The organism is Arthrobacter oryzae, assembly GCF_031454875.1.
In the GTDB taxonomy this organism is placed as follows: Bacteria; Actinomycetota; Actinomycetes; order Actinomycetales; family Micrococcaceae; genus Arthrobacter; species Arthrobacter oryzae_D.
Map to the genome: position 1 here is coordinate 259,982 of NZ_JAVDRQ010000005.1, position 18,253 is coordinate 278,234.

17 protein-coding genes are annotated in these 18,253 nt (G+C 67.3%); 12 read left to right on the forward strand and 5 right to left on the reverse strand.

The annotated features are described in order from the left end of the window. Nucleotides 1–6: 6 nt before the first annotated feature. Entirely contained in the window at nucleotides 7–657 is a 651-nt protein-coding gene (locus J2805_RS11170; RefSeq protein WP_309976062.1) for an isochorismatase family protein, read from the reverse strand. Then, nucleotides 657–1,994 (reverse strand): nicotinate phosphoribosyltransferase, encoded by a 1,338-nt coding sequence (locus J2805_RS11175; RefSeq protein WP_309976064.1) that lies wholly within the window; start codon nucleotides 1,992–1,994, stop codon nucleotides 657–659. The genes J2805_RS11170 and J2805_RS11175 overlap by 1 nt, the downstream gene beginning before the upstream one ends. Nucleotides 1,995–2,163: 169 nt before the next feature. Here J2805_RS11175 and clpS point away from each other — a divergent pair, with 169 nt between their 5' ends. The 6 genes from clpS to rdgB all read left to right on the forward strand — a co-directional run bounded on the left by clpS (nucleotide 2,164) and on the right by rdgB (nucleotide 6,518). After that, on the forward strand, nucleotides 2,164–2,532 hold the full coding sequence (clpS, locus tag J2805_RS11180; RefSeq protein ID WP_309976067.1) for an ATP-dependent Clp protease adapter ClpS: 369 nt from the start codon (nucleotides 2,164–2,166) through the stop codon (nucleotides 2,530–2,532). Then, nucleotides 2,525–3,091 carry a DUF2017 domain-containing protein gene (locus tag J2805_RS11185; RefSeq protein WP_309976069.1) on the forward strand — a complete coding sequence of 189 codons (567 nt, stop codon included), beginning with the start codon at nucleotides 2,525–2,527 and terminating at the stop codon, nucleotides 3,089–3,091. Before clpS ends, J2805_RS11185 begins: the two co-directional genes overlap by 8 nt. A 115-nt stretch (nucleotides 3,092–3,206) precedes the next feature. Then, nucleotides 3,207–4,223, forward strand: a complete 1,017-nt coding sequence (gene murI, locus J2805_RS11190) for a glutamate racemase (RefSeq protein ID WP_396134302.1) — start codon at nucleotides 3,207–3,209, stop codon at nucleotides 4,221–4,223. Further along, nucleotides 4,220–5,017 (forward strand): MBL fold metallo-hydrolase, encoded by a 798-nt coding sequence (locus J2805_RS11195; RefSeq protein WP_309976073.1) that lies wholly within the window; start codon nucleotides 4,220–4,222, stop codon nucleotides 5,015–5,017. Before murI ends, J2805_RS11195 begins: the two co-directional genes overlap by 4 nt. An 80-nt stretch (nucleotides 5,018–5,097) precedes the next feature. After that, the gene (rph, locus tag J2805_RS11200) at nucleotides 5,098–5,856 is read left to right on the forward strand and encodes a ribonuclease PH (RefSeq protein ID WP_104172370.1); all 759 of its coding nucleotides are present in this window, start codon (nucleotides 5,098–5,100) and stop codon (nucleotides 5,854–5,856) included. After that, nucleotides 5,853–6,518, forward strand: coding sequence for an RdgB/HAM1 family non-canonical purine NTP pyrophosphatase (rdgB, locus tag J2805_RS11205; protein WP_309976077.1), 666 nt, complete (start codon nucleotides 5,853–5,855; stop codon nucleotides 6,516–6,518). Before rph ends, rdgB begins: the two co-directional genes overlap by 4 nt. 106 nt (nucleotides 6,519–6,624) lie before the next feature. Here rdgB and J2805_RS11210 read toward each other — a convergent pair whose 3' ends face one another. After that, nucleotides 6,625–7,395 carry a VTT domain-containing protein gene (locus J2805_RS11210; protein ID WP_309976079.1) on the reverse strand — a complete coding sequence of 257 codons (771 nt, stop codon included), beginning with the start codon at nucleotides 7,393–7,395 and terminating at the stop codon, nucleotides 6,625–6,627. A 139-nt stretch (nucleotides 7,396–7,534) separates the two neighbouring features. Between J2805_RS11210 and J2805_RS11215 the strand changes: the two genes are divergently transcribed. Both J2805_RS11215 and J2805_RS11220 read left to right on the forward strand, forming a co-directional pair. Further along, nucleotides 7,535–8,551, forward strand: coding sequence for a 3'-5' exonuclease (locus J2805_RS11215; protein WP_309976082.1), 1,017 nt, complete (start codon nucleotides 7,535–7,537; stop codon nucleotides 8,549–8,551). A 118-nt stretch (nucleotides 8,552–8,669) separates the two neighbouring features. Then, the gene (locus J2805_RS11220) at nucleotides 8,670–9,212 is read left to right on the forward strand and encodes a DUF4395 domain-containing protein (RefSeq protein ID WP_309976084.1); all 543 of its coding nucleotides are present in this window, start codon (nucleotides 8,670–8,672) and stop codon (nucleotides 9,210–9,212) included. On the opposite strand, the gene J2805_RS11225 is transcribed toward J2805_RS11220, so the two are convergent. Next, nucleotides 9,199–10,320 (reverse strand): ADP-ribosylglycohydrolase family protein, encoded by a 1,122-nt coding sequence (locus J2805_RS11225; RefSeq protein WP_309976086.1) that lies wholly within the window; start codon nucleotides 10,318–10,320, stop codon nucleotides 9,199–9,201. The two genes, J2805_RS11220 and J2805_RS11225, sit on opposite strands and share 14 nt — an antisense overlap. A 212-nt stretch (nucleotides 10,321–10,532) precedes the next feature. On the opposite strand from J2805_RS11225, the gene J2805_RS11230 reads away from it, so the two are divergent. The 4 genes from J2805_RS11230 (at nucleotide 10,533) to J2805_RS11245 (ending at nucleotide 17,399) form a co-directional block, all read left to right on the forward strand. Further along, nucleotides 10,533–11,498, forward strand: a complete 966-nt coding sequence (locus J2805_RS11230; RefSeq protein ID WP_309976088.1) for an MIP/aquaporin family protein — start codon at nucleotides 10,533–10,535, stop codon at nucleotides 11,496–11,498. A 61-nt stretch (nucleotides 11,499–11,559) separates the two neighbouring features. Further along, entirely contained in the window at nucleotides 11,560–12,732 is a 1,173-nt protein-coding gene (locus J2805_RS11235; protein WP_309976090.1) for an exonuclease SbcCD subunit D, read from the forward strand. Beyond that, complete coding sequence (locus J2805_RS11240; RefSeq protein ID WP_309976092.1) at nucleotides 12,729–15,800, forward strand: SMC family ATPase; 3,072 nt, start codon at nucleotides 12,729–12,731, stop codon at nucleotides 15,798–15,800. The genes J2805_RS11235 and J2805_RS11240 overlap by 4 nt, the downstream gene beginning before the upstream one ends. Nucleotides 15,801–15,974: 174 nt before the next feature. Next, nucleotides 15,975–17,399, forward strand: coding sequence for an MFS transporter (locus J2805_RS11245; RefSeq protein WP_309976094.1), 1,425 nt, complete (start codon nucleotides 15,975–15,977; stop codon nucleotides 17,397–17,399). A gap of 24 nt (nucleotides 17,400–17,423) precedes the next feature. Here J2805_RS11245 and J2805_RS11250 read toward each other — a convergent pair whose 3' ends face one another. Next, a complete protein-coding gene (locus tag J2805_RS11250) occupies nucleotides 17,424–18,158 on the reverse strand; it encodes an IclR family transcriptional regulator (RefSeq protein ID WP_309976095.1) in 735 nt (244 codons plus the stop codon). Between the last annotated feature and the right edge of the window lie 95 nt (nucleotides 18,159–18,253).

An 18,253-nucleotide genomic window follows, 5' to 3' on the forward strand; every position in this document is an offset into this window, starting at 1 on the left:
GCCGGCTCAGGCCAGGTCCACGCCGCCGAGCTCCATTTCGGCGTAGGCGTCGTCAAGGTCGTCGGCAATCCCCGCGGTCAGGTTTTTGACCACCGTCACGGAGTAGCCGGCCTGGACGGCATCCAGGGACGTTGCCATGACGCAGTAGTCGGTGGCGATGCCCACGATCACAACGTCTTCCACGTCGTGGCTCTGCAGCCAGTCGTCCAGGCCGATCGCGTCCTCGTCGGCAAACGAACTGGCGGTTAGCGCCGCCGCGTCGTCCGGCAACGGCAGAGCGCCGGGCTTGCGGTCGCCGGTCGGAACGGCGTCCTCGGGCGCCAGGATGCCTTCAAAGCCGGAGTAGGCGGCAGTGAACTGGCCCTTCTGGAAGTAGGCCTGGATGTACTCGGTGTCCAGGTCCGGATGCAGCTCCGCGCCGCGGGTTCCCGCGACGCAGTGCGGCGGCCAGGTGTCAATGAAGTCGGGAGCCTCTGAGAAATGTGGGCCGGGCTCGATGTGCCAGTCCTGCGTGGCCACGATGTGGTCGAACTGGCCGTGGTGGGCATCCACGTATTCGCTGATGGCGCCGGCCACTTCGGCCCCGCCTTTGACGGCGAGGGAGCCGCCCTCGCAGAAATCGTTCTGGACATCAACAATGATCAGGGCGCGGGACATCAGATCTCCTCAGTTTCCTCGTAGAGAGTAGGGATAGCCGGTTCGCCGCGCTGCAGGCGGTTGACCACGGCGGGAAGTTCCGCCATGGAGTCCATGTGACGCTGGCGGGCCCGGGTCACGCCCTCGGTTCCGGTCCAGCCGGGAAGCAGTTCGCCGTTTTTGATGAACTGCTGCAGCAGCTGGCGGTCGTTGCCGTCGTCCTCAGGCCGGTGACCCACGCCCACGATTTCCTGGGTGGCGACGCCCCGCTCGTTCAGCTTTCGCAGGGCGTATTTCCGGCCGCCCTTGCTCGCCTTGTTTTTGGCCGCCTTGGCCACCGAAACAAATTCACCGGTGTCATCCGTGCGGCTGACGAGTTTGTACACCATGCTCGCCGTGGGTGCGCCGGAACCGGTGACCAGCGAGGTGCCCACGCCGTAGGAGTCAACCGGCGCCGACTGCAGGGCTGCGATGGCGTATTCATCCAGGTCGGAGGTGACCACAATCTTGGTGTTTTCGTTGCCCAGATCGTCCAGCAACTGCCGGACCCACTGGGCCTGGGCCACGAGGTCTCCGGAGTCCAGCCGGACGGCCCCCAGCTCGGGTCCCGCAAGGTCAACGGCCGTACGGACGGCCGTTTCGACGTCGTACGTGTCCACCAGCAGCGAGGTTCCGCTGCCGAGCGAGGCGATCTGCGCTTCGAAGGCTTCCCGTTCGGTGTCATGGAGAAGCGTGAAGGAGTGGGCCGCGGTGCCCACGGTCTTGATCCCGTAGCGCCGGCCGGCCTCCAGGTTGGAAGTGCTGTCGAAGCCGGCGATGACGGCTGCGCGGGCGGCGGCGGCTGCGGATTCCTCCTGGGTCCGCCGGGAGCCCATTTCGATGCAGGGGCGGTTGCCTGCCGCGGTGATCATCCGGGACGCCGCGGAGGCGATGGCGCTGTCATGGTTGAGCACCGAGAGGATGTACGTCTCCAGGATGCACGCCTCGGCGAACGTGGATTCCACAATCAGGATGGGGGAGTGGGGGAAATATGCTTCGCCCTCCGCGTAACCCCAGATGTCACCGGTGAAGCGGAATCCGGCCAGATAGTCCAGGGTTTCGGCGTTGACCACTCCGGTGCTCCGGAGGAAATCCAGCTCGGGGCCGCCGAAGCGGAAGTCCGCGATGCCCTCCAGCAGCCGGCCTGTTCCGGCCACAATCCCGTAGCGGCGGCCGTCCGGAAGCCGCCGGGCGAACGCCTCAAACACCGACTTCCGGTGTGCGGCGCCGGAATGCAGCGCCGCCTGGAGCATGGTCAGCTCGTAATGGTCGGTGTACAAGGACGTGCCGGGATGGTCCCAGCCAGCAGAGGTACTCACGAAATTCACTCTAGTCCCCACCGGCTCCCACGTCTCGCTTCGCTTCGCCGCGGGGCCCTCGCCGGCGTGGGCCCACCCACCGGCTCCCACGTCTTGCTTCGCTTCGCCGCGGGGCCCATCCGGCGTGGGCCCATCCGGCGTGGGCCCATCATCGCCCTAGAATGGACAGATGACCTTAAGCGTTGCGCTCGGCCCTGACACCCAGGAGAGCACCCAGACCGGAACAGTGACGTCCACCGACGCCCTGACCGCCCCGGACATTCCCTGGAACCTGGTGATCTGGAACGATCCCGTCAACCTGATGAGCTATGTAAGCTACGTCTTCCAGAGCTATTTCGGCTATTCGGAGCCCAAAGCCAACAAGCTCATGATGGAGGTCCATAAGAAGGGACGCTCCATCGTGGCGCACGGCAGCAAGGAACAGGTGGAGCAGCACGCCGTCGCCATGCACGGCTACGGCCTGTGGGCAACGGTGGAAAAAGCCACCGGTGGCGGCAAAGAGGGCGGATCCGGCAAGGGCAAGGGCAAACGTGGCTAAGGCATTCAAATACGGACTCAAAGGAATTACCGGCTACCTGGAACCCGCCGAACGGGAGCTGCTGCGCAGCCTGATCGACGACGTCATCTCCATGCTCGAGCCGTCGGAAAGTGCCAGCGAAGATCCGCTGACTGCCCTGATCGGGCTGGACATGAACGTCCGGGAACCGTCAGACCGTGCGCTGCGGCGGCTGCTGCCCAACGTCACGAAGAACGACGACGCCGCCTCCCTGGAATTCCGCCAGCTCACCGAACGCTCGCTGCGGGAAAACAAGATCGGCGCCCTGCGCGCCGCGTCGCTGGGCCTGGACACCAATGACGTGGTTCTTTCGCCCGCCGATGCCCGGCACTGGTCCCAGGCGCTCAACGACGTCCGCCTTGTCCTGGCCGAACGGCTGGACATCCGGGACGACGCCGACGCCGACCACGTCCACACCATGCAGGACTGGTCCCAGGCCGAAGACGTGGAAAGCTACCTGGCGCTGGTGTACAACTTCACTACCTGGCTGCAGGAATCACTGGTGCAGGCCATGCTCCAGTCCATGGAATCGCGCGGCTGACCGGACCGTCGCGCGGCCCCCGGCGGCCCGTCCCGCAAGTGTGACCCAACCGACATGAGTCGGACGACACAATGTGATGGCCGCACCAACAGGGAAGCCCTATCCTCGAATAATCATGACAACAGCCTCGAGCATGGATCCGGCAGCGGGAGCTGCGGCGGATTCCCCAGCGATCAGCACGGACAACAGCCCCATGGGCTCGCGGCCTATCGGCATCTTCGACTCCGGCGTCGGAGGGCTTACCGTGGCGCGGTCCATCATCGACCAGCTGCCCAACGAGTCGATCCTCTATGTGGGTGACACCGCCAACGGCCCGTACGGCCCGCTGCCTATCGCGGAAGTCCGGGCCAACGCCCTGGGTGTGATGGACGAGCTGGTTGATTCCGGCGTCAAGCTGCTGACCATTGCCTGCAACTCCGCCTCCGCAGCCGTGCTGCGGGATGCCCGCGAACGGTATACGGCGCGTTACGGCATCCCGGTTCTCGAAGTGATCCAGCCCGCCGTTCGCCGGGCCGTGGCCGCCACCCGGAGCGGGCGGGTGGGCGTCATCGGGACATCCGCCACCGTGGGCTCCCGCGCCTACGAGGACACGTTCGCCGCCGCCCCGGACCTGCACATCACCTCCGTGGCCTGCCCGGCGTTCGTCAGCTACGTGGAGGCCGGAGTCACCACCGGCCCGGAACTGCTGGCCGTTGCCCGGGAATACCTTGAGCCACTCCGGACCGCCGGAGTGGATACCGTGGTCCTCGGCTGCACCCATTACCCGCTGCTTACCGGCGTGATCTCCTACGTCATGGGCGAAGACGTCACGCTGGTCTCCAGCGCCGAGGAGACCGCCAAGGACGTTTACCGGGCGCTGGTTTCGCACGACCTGCAGCGGACACTCGACGCGCCGCCGCAGCACCATTTCATCGCCACCGGCGAGGCGGGCCAGTTCGAAACTCTGGCCAGGCGTTTCCTGGGGCCCGAAGTGCTCAGCGTCCGGCACGTTGACCACGTCGCCGCGCAGTACCCCACCGGCAGCCTGGCAAGGATAACGCCGGAGATGATCGCGGCCGCCCAGTCCGGCGCCGCCCGGCCGCGGCTTTCCAACTTCGTCAGCGGTTCCGCAGCCGGAGGTTCCCGCCTGTGAAGCTGACCATTGTTGGGTGCACCGGCTCCTTTCCGGGACCGGGCTCGCCGGCGTCGTGCTACCTGCTGACCGCCCACGACGGCCAGCGGACCTGGAAGATCGTGATGGACCTCGGCAGCGGGGCGCTCGGAGCAATCCAGCGGTATACGGACCTGGAGGACATCGACGCGATCTTCCTCACGCACCTGCACCCGGACCACTGCATGGACCTGTGCGGCCTGCACGTGGCTGTGCGCTGGAAGCCGGGCGGCTGGGGGCGTGACCGGATTCCGGTCTGGGGCCCTGCCGCCACGGCGGACCGGATGGCCACGGCCTACGGGCTGGAGCTCGACCCCGGCATGCACGAGGAATTCGACTTCACCAACTGGACTGAACGGCAGTCCGTCACCGTTGGTCCGTACACCGTGACACCGTTCGCAGTGAACCACCCCGTCGAGGAGGCTTACGCCCTCCGCGTCGAGGTCACCGAACCGTCCGCGCACGGCGTGCCGGTCACCCGGGTGCTCACGTATTCGGGGGACACGGACTCCTGCGCCGGGCTGGAAGAGGCTGCGAAGGACGCGGACCTGTTCCTGTGCGAGGCCGCCTTTGAAGAAGGCCGGGACGACGACATCAAGGATGTGCACCTGACCGGAAAGCGCGCCGGTGAGGCCGCCGCCGCCGCCGGGGCACGCCGGCTGCTCCTCACGCACATTCCGGTGTGGACGTCGCAGACCAAGGTGATGGCCGAGGCGAAACCGGTGTTCAACGGCGACGTTGCGGTTGCAGTGGCCGGAGTCCACTACACCGTCTGAGCCTGCCGTTGGCAGTACGGGCGGTGCAGTGCGTCCTGGCCGGTGTCCGGCGGGACCGTGCGGGTCGATAAGCTAAAGGCATGACTTCTGAAGCAATTGCCACCCCCGTCATTCGTGCCGACGGCCGTACTCCTGATCAGCTCCGCCCGATCAGCATCACCCGCGGCTGGTCCAAGCAGGCCGAAGGATCGGCCCTGATCGAATTCGGCAACACCCGGGTGCTGTGCACGGCTTCCCTGACCGAAGGCGTGCCGCGCTGGCTTAAGGGGGAGGGACGCGGCTGGGTCACGGCCGAATACGCCATGCTGCCCCGTGCCACCAACACCCGCTCCGACCGCGAGTCCGTCAAGGGCAAGATTGGCGGCCGCACCCACGAGATTTCCCGGCTCATCGGCCGCTCGCTCCGCTCCATCATTGACACGAAGGCGCTCGGCGAGAACACCATCGTGCTGGACTGCGATGTCCTGCAGGCCGACGGCGGCACCCGCACAGCCGCCATCACCGGTGCCTACGTCGCGCTGGCCGAAGCCATCCGCTTTGCCCGCGAAAACAAGATGATCTCCAAGAACGCGCAGCCCCTCATCGACACCATCGCTGCCGTGTCCGTCGGCATCATCGACGGCATCCCCATGCTGGACCTGCCGTATGTCGAGGACGTCCGCGCGGAGACCGACATGAACGTCGTGGTCACCGGCTCCGGCAAGTTCGTCGAGGTCCAGGGAACCGCCGAAGGAGCCCCTTTCGACCGCGATGAGCTGAACCAGCTGCTGGACCTCGCCCTGCTGGGCACCGAGCAGCTCGCGGCCATCCAGCGCGAAACGCTGGCGGAAGCCCCGTGACCCACGCGGACGGGCCGGCTCCCGTGCTGGTCCTTGCCACACACAACAAAGGCAAGCTCCGCGAACTGCGCGAGTTGCTGCGCGGGCAGGTGCCCGGGCTCGACGTCGACACGCAGGTTGTGGACGCCGGCGCCGTCGGCGCGCCGGACGTCGCCGAGACGGGTGTGACGTTTGCCGAGAACTCCCTGCTGAAGGCCCGCGCTGTGGCCGAGGCCACCGGCCTGGTGGCCATTGCCGACGACTCCGGCCTTTCCGTGGACGTCCTCGGCGGGGCCCCCGGCATCTTTTCCGCCCGGTGGAGCGGCCGGCACGGTGACGACGCCGCGAACCTGCGGCTCCTCCTCGCCCAGCTCGCGGATGTTCCGGATGAATACCGCGGGGCTGCCTTCGTCTGCGCCGCAGCGCTCGCCGTCCCGGGCCAGGCCGGCGGACGCGAGGTGGTGGAGTACGGCCAGCTCGAAGGCTCACTGCTGCGCGAACCACGGGGCGAGGGCGGTTTCGGCTATGATCCGGTGCTGCAGCCGAGCGGACTGGACCGCAGCTGTGCAGAGTTGAGCCCCGAGGAAAAGAACGCCATCAGCCACCGGGGCCAGGCATTCAGGGCATTGCTGCCCGCGATCGTCGAGGCGCTGGCGGAGCATCGCCTGAGGAACCGGACCTAGGTACGGCAACTACCAGTTACGGCGACAACGACTTACTGCAACAACGACGAAGGCGCCCCACAAATGTGGGGCGCCTTCGTCGTGGCGTGTGGTCCGCAGGCTGGAACTACATGTTGGTTTTGCGCTCGCCCTCGGGAGCATGCTCTTCGATGTACTCGTCCACGGCATCGGTGCCGAAGTGGGCTGCCTGGCGTTTGGCGGACAGCCCGCGCAGGACCTCGATGCCGATGGGGATCACGGAGACCAGCACAATGATGATGAAGATGATGTCCAGGTTGTCACGGACCCACGGCACCCGGTCGCCCAGGAGGTAGCCCAGGAGTGTGACTCCGCCGCCCCACAGCACGGCACCGATGACATTGAAGAGGAAGAACTTCCGCTTGCTCATCTGCGCGACGCCCACGATCACGGGCACGAAGGTGCGGATGATGGGAACGAAACGCGCGAGGATCAGCGCCTTGCCGCCGTGCTTTTCAAAGAAGGCGTGTGCGCTTTCCACGTTCTCGCGCTTGAACAGCCTGGAATCCGGCTTGTTGAAGATGGCCGGGCCGGCCTTGGAACCGATGAAATAGCCGGTCTGGTTTCCCACGATGGCCGCCACGATGATCAGCGCGGAGAAGAGCCAGATGTTGAACTTGATGGTGTCCGTGGCGACCAGGAGGCCCGCCGTGAAAAGCATGGAGTCCCCCGGGAGGAAGAAGCCGATCAGCAGCCCCGTCTCCGCGAAGATGATGCCGCAGACCAGCAGGACAACCCACGGGGCAAGTGCCGGATCGGCCAGGAAGATCTGGGGGTTGAGCCAGTCAGGGAGGAACGAGGCCAGGTGCGGCTGCACCGGTCCCGCACCCCCGAGGGTGGACACGGCAAAGTCACTCATCGCATGTAGGTTCACCCCTCAAGGTTACTGGACCTCCGGCGTCGGCCCTTGCCGGGCGCCGTCGGCGTGACCATCAACACGCACGACAGGCGGGGGAACGGTACAGGGGCCGGCGCGGGCCGACGGTAAAGTGTGAGCCGTGGGTTTGGACTTTACGGCGATCGACTTCGAGACAGCCAACGGCTTCCGCGGTTCGCCGTGTGCCGTTGGGCTCAGCAAGGTCCGCGGCGGGGTGGTGGTGGAGGAAGCTTCCTGGCTGATGCGTCCGCCCGAAAACCATGACCGGTTCGACTACCACAATGTGCGGATCCACGGCATACGGCCCGAGGATGTTGCCGGCCTGCCGCGCTTCGGCGAGCTCTTCCCCGAGATCGGCGCGTTCATCGGCGGAGACGTCCTCGCGGCGCACAATGCGGCCTTTGACCTGGGCGTGATCCGCTCCGCGTTGGAAGTGTCCGGACTGCCGGGCCCGGCCTATGACTACGTGTGCACGGTGATGCTGTCACGCCGGTGCTATTCACTGGTCTCCAACTCGCTGCCCTACGCGGCGGAGGAAGCCGGCGTCCCGCTGGTCAACCATCACGATGCTGCTGAGGATGCGAGGGCGTGCGCGGGAATCCTGATAGACATTGCACGGCGCAACGGAGCCGGGAGCATCGCCGAACTCTTCCTGTCCCTTGGACTGTCGGTTCCGCACCAGCAGGCCTTCGATCCCACGCGTGACGGGCTGTCGAAGGCTACGCTGACCGCCCTGGGGAGAGGCGGAGGCAACGGAGCCGCTCCGGTGCGCGCGTTCAAGCCCGGCTGGCCCGAAGAAGGGGCCAACCCTGTTCCGAACTCCGACGCCGAGCCCGATCATCCGCTGTTCGGGCAGACGGTGGTGTTCACGGGAGAACTCGCCATGCCCCGCCCGGACGCCAAGGTCCTGTCGGCGGAGTTTGGCGCTCAGCCGGAAAGCCGGGTGACCGGGCGGACAACCGTGCTGGTGGTCGGCGACGGATTTGTGGCCTCCGACCTTCGATCCGGGCGCCTGACAGGGAAGGCCCGGCGGGTCCTGGAGCTCCACGAGCGCGGTCAGCGCATCGAGGTGGTGTCCGAGGGCGAGTTCCTGCAGATGGTGGCGGGGCAGGTCCCCGCAGCCCCGGCACTGCTCTAACCAGGGCGCTGGCTCCGTTTTCCGGCCCTGGCTGCCGGATGCTGTGCGAGAGGCGGCAGGCGGGTCATACGGGGCAACAATGCTTCCGGTGCCGGACGGGGCCTCCTAGCCTTGCAGCATGGGCAAACTCCGCATCAACGATACGAGCGCCGTCGCAGATAGCGGGCACGCCGGCGTCAACTGGCGCAAGGTTTTCGAATTCCCCAACCCGGTCAACGAGTACGCCGCCCGGATCACTGCGGGCATGGTGGTGGTGCTGGCTGCTGTGACGCTGCTGACCGGCTGGGGATGGGGACTGGCCCTCATCGCGGCCGGTTTCTGGCTGCGTGTGCTGTTCGGCCCCAGGATTTCGCCCCTGGCGCTGCTTTCCGTCAAGGTCCTGGCGCCGCGCCTGGGCAGGGCCAAGCTGGTCCCCGGCCCGCCTAAGCGCTTCGCCCAGGGAATGGGTGCGGCCATGTCAACGGCCGCGGCACTGCTCCTCGCGGCAGGTCTTGCTCCCGCTGCCTGGATTCTCCTGGCTGTGCTCGTGCTGGCAGCCTCGCTGGAAGCATTCGCCGGCTTCTGCCTGGGCTGCGTGATCTTCGGGTTCCTGCAGCGCCGCGGACTTATCCCGGCGGAAGTCTGCGAAGCCTGCAACAACATCTCGCTCAGGCGACTGTAACCGAGATCAGCTGCCGGGCCATGCCGCGGATCACCTCCGGGGCTTCCAGTGCTTCCAGCCACTCGGCCGGCAGGCACTCCTCGCCGTAGAAGGCACCCAAAATGTTCCCGGCAATGGATCCGGTGGAGTCGCTGTCCCCGCTGTGGTTCACAGCCAGCGCAATGGCGTCGCGGAAGTGCGCCCGGGGGGCCGTACCGGCGGGCTCCGAATTAAGGTCCCCGGCGGGGGCTGTAGCCAGTACTGCGTAAAGCGCGACCGCGAGGGCCTCCTCGGCAACCCAGCCTTCCCCCAGCTCGCGCACCAGCTCTTCGGGACTGAGCTGGCGGGCGGCGGTTGCGTCCTGCCCCGAACTTTCCGCCAGCTGAAGGGCCCGCTGCAGCCGATCAATGAGGGCGGGCTCGGCGTCAGCCTGGCTCCGCGCATGGTCAAGGGCGAATTCCGCCGCTTCGGGGAGACTTTGGCCACTCACGAGTGCGTGGATCAGGAGGCTGAAGGTACCGGCACTTTGGCGCGCCGAACGGTGCCCGTGGGTCAAAGACGCCGCATCGGAACTCAGCTTGTACACCGCCTCGGCGGGAACGTGAGGGATAAGCCCGAACGGCGCCGAACGCATCACGGTGCCGCATCCCTTCGAGTCAGGATTGACCGGGCGGTACACGGTCCCCATTTCACCGGTGGCCAGGCCGCTGAGGCAGGCATTCCCGGGTGCGCGCCGGTGCTTCAGGGCTGCCTGGCCATCAATCCAGCGCGGCTGCGGGGCAGGAGCCGACGGCGGGACCGGTACCCCCTGCGTCGCAAGCCAGCGCAGGTAGGCGAGCCACACGCACGCGTTGGCGTCGGCGGCCGTCCCGTCATTGGCCCACTCCAGAGCCTCTACCAGGCCGTCAACCGTGTACAGCGTCATCTGCGTGTCGTCCGAGAAGTGACTGCCGGCGTCGAGCGCTGAAAAATCCTGGAGCCCTGCGGGGCCGAAGCGGCTCCGGATGGTGGAAATGTCATCGAATTCCACGGCGTAGCCGAGGGAATCGCCCAGGGCGCCGCCCAGCAGGCAGCCGTGGATCCGGGATTCGGGCGTCGGTGCCGTCCGGCGGAAAGGTTCAGTGCTCATGACTGTAAATTTACCCCGGGCCGGCCACGGTCCGATCCGCGGGCAGGCGCCACAGTCGCAGCGAAGGCCGCCCGCCCGCTAAGCTCGGACCCAGCAAGCGTCCAGACTCAGTTGGCAGAATACGTCGGACAGTACATTGCCGGGTGCACCGCCGCCCGCACGCGCACCGGAATCACCGGCTGGGCAACGAAGCAAAAGGATTTTCCAAAACCATGACCTCCCCTGTGCCTGCGCACCAGACCTCAAGTCCCGATTTGCACGCCGCTCCGGAGGCGTTCAAACCGGGGCTGGTGGCCCGCCTGTCAGCCGAGGCCTTTGGAACCCTGTTCCTGGTGATCGCAGGGCTTGGGGTCCCGCTGTTCACGATTCCCCAGTCCAACCCGCTGCCCGCCTCCCTGGCCGCCGGACTGGCCGTCACCGCCGCCATGCTGGCATTCGCCTACATTTCCGGCGGCCACTTCAACCCGGCAGTCACCCTCGGCAACGCCATCGCCGGCCGCATCAGGCTGCCGGAAGCCGCGGCGTACCTCGGCGCGCAGCTTGTCGGCGCCATTGCCGGAACCCTGGCACTGTTCGGCGTGCTACGGACGGTCCCCAAGATCGAGGACACCCGCGCAGCTTTTGACACGGTGACCGCAGGGTTTGGCGAGCACTCCATCATCCAGGCCCCGATGGCCGGCGTCCTGCTCGTCGAGGTCCTGGGCGCGGCCCTGCTGGTAGCCGTCTTCCTTGGCACTACCGCAGCTCGCAACACCACTAAGGCCGCCGCACCCTTCGCCGTGGGCCTCACACTCGCCGTCCTGCTGCAGCTGGGCCAGGCAGTGGGCAACGCGCCCTTCAACCCGGCCCGGGCAACTGCGTCGGCCATCTTCAGCAACTCCTGGTCCCTCGAACAGCTGTGGCTCTTCTGGGTCGCGCCGCTGGTTGGCGCGGCGATCGCCGGCCTTGTGTTCCGCGGCTTCGCCGAGACCCCGGCTGTGCCGGCGCGCACGCAAAACGCGGCAGGCGACGACTCCGCGCTGGATCGCGACGGCGACGACGACCTTGACGACGACCTCGACAGCGGGGATGAGAAGCTGTACGGCAAGGCTGAGGCCGGCAACGCCACGCCGCAGGCTCCGGGACGGCCGGAATCTGACGACGCCCGCGACTTCTTCGACGGCAAGCACGGACAGTAGTTTGCCGCTCCTGCCGTGTCTGTGCCGCAATACTGTCAGTACCCGCGGATAGCTTAAGAACATGCGGCTATTGCACACTTCCGATTGGCACCTGGGCAGGTCTTTCCACGGCGTCGGCATGCTGGACGCCCAGCAGGGCTTCATCGATCAGCTGGTCGACTTCGTCCGCACCGAAAAGGTGGACGTCGTCCTGATTGCCGGTGACGTCTACGACCGTGCCCTGCCGGGGGTTGACGTGGTCCGCCTCCTGGATGACGCCCTGGTACGGCTGACGGCGGCAGGAGCGCAGGTGGTCCTCACCAGCGGTAACCACGATTCCGCAATCCGCCTCGGCTTTGCCTCAAGGCTGCTGGAGCGCGGGGGAGTGCACCTGCGCACACGGCTCGCCGAACTGGACGTTCCGGTGCTCCTTCCCCTGGACTCCTCCGCGCACGGTTCCGTACTGGCCATCTATGGCATTCCGTGGCTTGAGCCCCGCCTGGTTGCCGATCAGCTGGGCGTTGAGCCCGCCAGCCACTTCGAAGTGACACGCGCCGCCACCGGGAGGATCAGGGCTGATATCGCAACCATGGCCGGGAGCAGGCAGGTCCACTCGGTGGTGCTGGCCCACACTTTTGCAAGCGGCGGCATCAGTTCGGACAGTGAACGGGACCTGAGCATCGGCGGTGTCGGCGCCGTGCCGCTGGACCTGTTCGACGGCTTCGGTTACACAGCTCTCGGCCACCTCCATGGAAGGCAGTCTTTGTCGCCTACGGTCCGCTATTCCGGATCGCCGCTGGCCTATTCATTCTCCGAAGCGAAGCACCGCAAAGGCGGCTGGCTGATCGAAGCGGACGCCACGGGCATCACCGGAGTCAGCGAGGTCCTGTGGGACGCGCCCCGTTCCCTCGCCGTCCTGCGGGGCACCCTGGACCACCTGCTGTCGGCCGAGGAGCACTCCTGGGCCGAGGCCGCCTATTGCCAGATCACCCTGACGGATGCCCAGCGTCCCGCCCAGGCCATGGAGAAACTGCGGGCACGCTTTCCGGACACTTTGGTGCTGGGTTTCGAGCCTGAAGGCGCCGCCGCAGGCGTGAGGACGAGCTACAGCAGCAGGCTCGCCGCGGCGGAGGACGATCTTTCCGTCTGCTGCGGCTTCCTCGAGCACGTCCGCGGCCGGAGCGCCGACGACGCCGAAGCGGCTGTCCTGGCGGAAGCCCTCGACGCCGTACGCCTGGAAGAGATGTCACGATGAGGATCCACCGTCTCGAAATTTCCGCGTTCGGCCCGTTCGCCGGCACCGAGCAGATCGACTTTGACCGGCTCAGCGCGCACGGCCTCTTCCTGCTGAACGGACCAACCGGCGCCGGCAAAACCAGCGTGCTGGATGCCATCTGCTTCGCCCTCTACGGATCCGTGCCGGGTGCACGCCAGGAAGGCAAGCGCCTCCGGAGCGACCACGCCGAGGCCGCCGCCGAACCCCGCGTCACTTGTGAGTTTTCCGCCAAGGGCAGGCGTTTTGAAGTGTCCAGGATCCCGGCGTGGAACAGGCCCAGTGCACGGGGCAGGAACGGATTTACGGAGCAGAAGGCCAACACCCTGCTGCGCGAACGCGTGGACGGGCAATGGATCGAGAAGTCCGGCCGGAACGACGAAGCCGGAGCGGAAATCAGCTCGGTGCTGGGCATGGACCGCGACCAGTTCACGCGTGTGGTCATGCTGCCGCAGGGCGACTTCGCCGCTTTTCTCCGGTCGAAGCCCGCCGACCGGCTCGACCTGCTCCAAAGCCTCTTTGGCACGCAGCGGTTCGAAGCCGTGGAGCAGGAACTGGCCCGCCGGGCCGCGGATTCCCGCACGGAGGTCGCCAGCCTGAACGGCCAGTTGGAACTCCTGCTGGCACAGGCCCGGTCACAAGCGGAACCACCGGAACAGGGCCTGCCGAGCGCCCTCCCGGAGCCGGAAGATCCGGAGGAACTCCTCATCTGGCTGCAGGATTGTGCAGCCGAGAGGGCTGCGTCACTGCAGTCCGAGGCTGACCAGGCGGAAGCCCAGCGCAACGGGAGCGCCAAGCGACTCGAGGCTGCGGCAGCGCGGGCCGCCCGCCAGGCGAAACTCTCGGCGGCCGAACGGCGGCGATTGGCCGCAGAAGACGCCGCACCGGAGCTCGAGGAAAAGGCCAAGCGGCTTCGCCTGCACCGCAGGGCGGAAGTGCTGGGTGGCCAACTTCAGGCCGTAGACAAGGCAGGTGAGGCCGAAGAGCGGGCCGCCAAGGCCATGACCGCGGCAGCCGACGAACTGCGTGCTGCCGTACTGGTGGATCCGGAGCTTTCTGCTCTGTCCGCTGCCGGCGGCCAAAGCGACGATAATCCGGGTGCGCCATTCTTCGAAGGTGCGGTGGTGCGCAGCGAACTCAGCCGGCTGAAGTCCCTCCGCGCAGTGCTGGAGGAACGCCTTCCGGACGAGGCCAGGCTGGCCGGGATGGTGGCCCGCGGGACCGAACTCCAGACGACTTTGAATCAGCTGAGGGAGGAAAGAAGGGCCGGTGCCGCCGCTCTTGATTCACTGCGCGCTGAGGCGGCCGGGCTGCTGGCGCGGGTGATGCCCCTCGAGGAGCTCGCAGCGGAGGCGCAGCTGCGGACCAAGGAGGCTGCGGCCGCAGAAGAACTCGTCGCCCTGGTCAGCCGGCACATCGCGGCGGTCCGAGTGTGTTCAGGGGTTGCAGAACGGCACCGCCTGGCCCGGGACGAGCACCAAAACCACCGTCAGCGCTGGCTGGATCTGCGGGAAGAGCGGCTCGCGAATGCCGCGGCGGAACTGGCTTCCCAGCTCCTGCCGGCCGAGCCCTGCCCGGTGTGCGGGAGTCCCGAGCATCCGGCTCCGGCGCCCGCGGCCACAGCGGCTTTGGCCGTCGCCGAAGCGGAACGGGATGCCCAGGAGGCCTGCGAGGCAGCAGAAGCGGTGCTTGCGGCACTGGAAGCGGAATTTGCCGACGTGCGGCAAGAGGTCGCCGTCCTGGCGGCCCAGGGCGGGGACACCCCTCCGGACGAAGCCCGAGCGGAGGCCGCCTTCGCCAAGGAACGTGCGGACCAGGCGGTCCGGGCGGCTGCGGAACTCGCCGCGGGCCGTGAACGGCAGACGGAGCTGGACGGCCAGATCACCGCTGCCGAATCCGCGCAGGCGGCCACCGAGTCCCGGATCGCGAAGGCGGAATCCACCCTCCAGGAAGTCCTGGAACAGGCGGATGCCCTGGACGGTGCGCTGTTGAAGCTGCGTGCGGGTTTCCAGACCCTTGGCGGCCGCATCACTTCCCTGAGTGGAACAACAGCGCTCCTGGAACGGACGGACGCCGCCCGGACCAGCCTCGAACAGGCCCGGCTGCGCACCGGGGAGGCCCGCCAGCAGCTGGAGCAGGCGCTCCCGGATTCCGGATTCGATTCCGCTGATGCGGCGCGGTCAGTTCTGCTACCGGCCCCGGATGCCGCCGTGCTCGAGGCCGCCATCCGGGCCGGCCAGGATGAGGCAGCCCGCGTCGGGGAACTCTTCGCCGGAGAGGAACTCACCCTGGCGGCCCGGGAACTGGAAACTGACGGGCCCCTGGACGCCGGGGAACTCGAACGGCTCCGCGTGGAAGCCGCCGCGGCTGAACGAACTGCCAGGCAGGCCGTTGTAGCCGCGGGCCTCGCGGACAAGTCAGTGCTGACCGTCCGCCGGATCGCGGGGGACTACGCCCGGCTCGCAGCGTCGGGGCAGGGGCCCAGGGAACGCGCAGCGCTGCTGACTGCCGTGTCCGAGGCCGCCCGGGGCGCCGGCGACAACACCTACCGCATGAGCCTGAACAGCTATGTGCTCGCAGCCAGGCTTGAGCAGGTGGCCATCGCCGCCTCGGAACGGCTGATCGGCATGAGTGACGGCCGCTACACGCTGCAGCACACGGACGCGAAAGCTGCCCGCGGAGCCAAGTCCGGCCTTGGCCTGGAAGTCGTGGACCAGTGGACCGGCCACCGCCGCGACACCGCCACGCTGTCCGGCGGCGAATCGTTCATGGCCTCGTTGTCCCTGGCCCTCGGCCTTGCTGACGTGGTACAGCAGGAGTCCGGCGGAGTCGATATTGAGACGCTCTTTGTGGATGAAGGTTTCGGCAGCCTCGACGAGCAGGCCCTGGAGCAGGTGATGGATGCCCTCGAGGGGCTTCGGGACGGCGGCCGGGTGGTGGGCCTGGTGAGCCATGTGCCGGAAATGAAGCAACGCATCAGCACCCAGCTTCAGGTGGTCAAGGGCCGGAACGGATCCGCCCTCCACATTTCCGACGACGCCGTGTCCTGAGTAGCGTGTCTGATTCCCGTGTCCTGATGCGTTTCTCCTGATTCGGGTCTCCTGATTTGCGGACGGACGGACGGCCCCAGCGCGACGCTCCGGGGCTCGGCTACAATTGAAAAGTTACCGGGTCGCGCGCATCGGGAGGAGGGACGATGCGCACTCTTGAACGAACCCGGAATAATGACCTCTTCAACTTCTTTGCAGGCAACCGCCGCAACTTCATCGGCCGCGGACACCGCACACGCGGCCACTCTTCCCGTCCAGGATTTCCCGAGCCCTCCTTCGTCGACAGGCGGCCGCTACGCCCGGCTGCCGCTGCTGGCCGGCAAGGGATTCATCCCCCTGGGACTCTTCGCCCGCCTCCCCCTTGCCATGCTGACGGTGGGTGCACTGACTCTGGTTACTGCAGTCACGGGCTCGTATGCCATTGGCGGAGCTGCAGCAGGTGCCGTCGGCATCGGCTCCGCGCTGGGTGCGCCCGTCCTCGGTGCATGGGCGGACCGGCTGGGCCAGCGGCCCGTGCTGCTGTTCGCGGCAATTTTCAACGCTACCGCCGTAGTGGCCCTGATCCTCACGGCATACCTCGTTCCCTCCGGACGGGAGCTGGCTGAGGCAGTACCCGTCCTCGCCGTGGCTTTGGTGGCCGGTGCGAGCTGTCCCCAGGTAGGCCCACTTGCCCGCGTCCGCTGGATGGCCCTGACCGGCCGGGGCAGCAACGCGGGGAACGCGCGGGACCTTGACGCGGCCCTGTCCTACGAAAGCACGGCGGATGAACTGACCTTCGTCCTCGGCCCTGCGCTGGTGGGCATCCTGGCCAGCCTCATCACCCCATGGCTCCCGCTTGCCCTCGCCGCTGCCCTCACCATTACCCTGGTTCCCGCCTTCGCCGTCCACCGCACGCACCGTGCCGTACCGCTGAGCCTGCGTCGCCGGCGGGACGCTGCCCCGGCTGAAAAAGCCCCGGCTTCAAGCGATTCCGCTGCCGGTTCCCGGCGAGCCGGCATCCGCGGCACGGGCCTGGCCGCCGTAGCCCTGCCCTTCCTGGCGATGGTATGCATGGGAACATTTTTCGGCTCCACCCAGACCGGGCTGAGTTCCTTCTCCGCGAGCTTCGCCACCGCCGAAATCGCCGGGCTGCTGTACGCGGTCATGGGGTTGAGTTCCGCAGCGGCCGCTTTGAGTGTCGCCTACTGGCCGGCGCGCTTCACCCTGTCAGCACGCTGGATGGTCAGCGCCGTGCTCATGGCCGGCCTCGCCGTACTCCTGCTGCTGCCGGCCTCGGCGCTGCCGATGGTACTGGTCCTGCTTGTCCTGGGGCTGCCGGTAGGACCGCTGATGGTCACCGTATTCGCGATCGGCGGGGTAGTGGCCCCTGCCGGGCGGCTGGGAACGGTCATGACAGCCCTCGCCAGCGGCATTGTTGCCGGCACGGCCCTTGGGTCCTCCGTCGCCGGGCAGCTGGCGGAGCACCAGGGATATTCCGCTGCTTTCGTAGTACCGGTGTGTGCTGCTGCGGCGTTGTTCCTGCTCGGGTCGGCCGCCGCCGTCGTAATCAGCCGGCGCAGGAAGGCCGCCCTTCCGCCCGCAACAGCCGCCATCCGCTAGCTGGCCCCGCAGGGGGCCGTTGCGTTACAGCAGCTGCTTCTCGATGCGGGCGGCACTTGAGGTCAGGGCTGCCGCCACCTCGGCGGGATCCTGCGTTGAGCGGATATAGACGACGGCAACCGAAGCGGGGCGGCTGCCCGGCACGTTGATGGGTGCCGCCAGCGATGAAACCCCGGCAATGACTTCATCGTGGCTGGCCGCATAGCCGCGCTCCCGTGCTTCTGCCGCCTCGGCCCGGTAGGGGATATCCGGTGCCAACACCTTCCACTCATGTTCGGTGAGCGCGGACTGGATGGCGATGCCCGGGGCGCCGGCACTGATCGGGTGCCGTGAGCCGGGGTGCTGGACCACCGTGGCCGCCGAGTGCCGGGGCTCCACAGTCACGAGGGTGATGCAGTCCTGGTGGTCCCACACAGCGATGAAGGCGGTCATGTTCAGTGTGTTGGCAAGCTGGGTGAGCTCCGGCAAGGCTGCCGCCTGCAGCGTGCGCGAAACCCCCCGGGCCAGCACGGCGAGGCCGGGACCGGGCTGGACCTTTCCGGCGTCGTCCCGGACCAGGAGTGAATGGTCCTCCAGCGTGCGCAGGATGCGGTATGCCACGGAACGGTGCACACCCATGGCGTCCGCGAGTTCTGCAATGGTGAGCGGCCGCTCGGCTTCCGCCAGGATTTCCAGCGCGCGGATGCCGCGCGAAAGGGTCTGGGACGGGGAAGCCTGGGCGGGCGCAGCCTGTGCGCCGGCGCCTGCGGTCTGAGTCATGGTCTCCATCCTAGGCCGGGATTTGGGGCGCTCCGCCCGGAGGGTCTTGTGTCGGGCCCCACAATGGGCTAGCGTTCGATATGGGAACTATATGT

Bases quoted from the DNA above. Each gene is read 5' to 3' on its own strand.
- J2805_RS11170 (WP_309976062.1), bottom strand. From the start codon at position 657: ATGTCCCGCGCCCTGATCATTGTTGATGTCCAGAACGATTTCTGCGAG.
- clpS (WP_309976067.1), top strand. From the start codon at position 2,164: ATGACCTTAAGCGTTGCGCTCGGCCCTGACACCCAGGAGAGCACCCAG.
- murI (WP_396134302.1), top strand. From the start codon at position 3,207: ATGACAACAGCCTCGAGCATGGATCCGGCAGCGGGAGCTGCGGCGGAT.
- rph (WP_104172370.1), top strand. From the start codon at position 5,098: ATGACTTCTGAAGCAATTGCCACCCCCGTCATTCGTGCCGACGGCCGT.
- J2805_RS11210 (WP_309976079.1), bottom strand. From the start codon at position 7,395: ATGAGTGACTTTGCCGTGTCCACCCTCGGGGGTGCGGGACCGGTGCAG.
- J2805_RS11220 (WP_309976084.1), top strand. From the start codon at position 8,670: ATGGGCAAACTCCGCATCAACGATACGAGCGCCGTCGCAGATAGCGGG.
- J2805_RS11225 (WP_309976086.1), bottom strand. From the start codon at position 10,320: ATGAGCACTGAACCTTTCCGCCGGACGGCACCGACGCCCGAATCCCGG.
- J2805_RS11230 (WP_309976088.1), top strand. From the start codon at position 10,533: ATGACCTCCCCTGTGCCTGCGCACCAGACCTCAAGTCCCGATTTGCAC.
- J2805_RS11235 (WP_309976090.1), top strand. From the start codon at position 11,560: ATGCGGCTATTGCACACTTCCGATTGGCACCTGGGCAGGTCTTTCCAC.
- J2805_RS11240 (WP_309976092.1), top strand. From the start codon at position 12,729: ATGAGGATCCACCGTCTCGAAATTTCCGCGTTCGGCCCGTTCGCCGGC.
- J2805_RS11245 (WP_309976094.1), top strand. From the start codon at position 15,975: ATGACCTCTTCAACTTCTTTGCAGGCAACCGCCGCAACTTCATCGGCC.
- J2805_RS11250 (WP_309976095.1), bottom strand. From the start codon at position 18,158: ATGACTCAGACCGCAGGCGCCGGCGCACAGGCTGCGCCCGCCCAGGCT.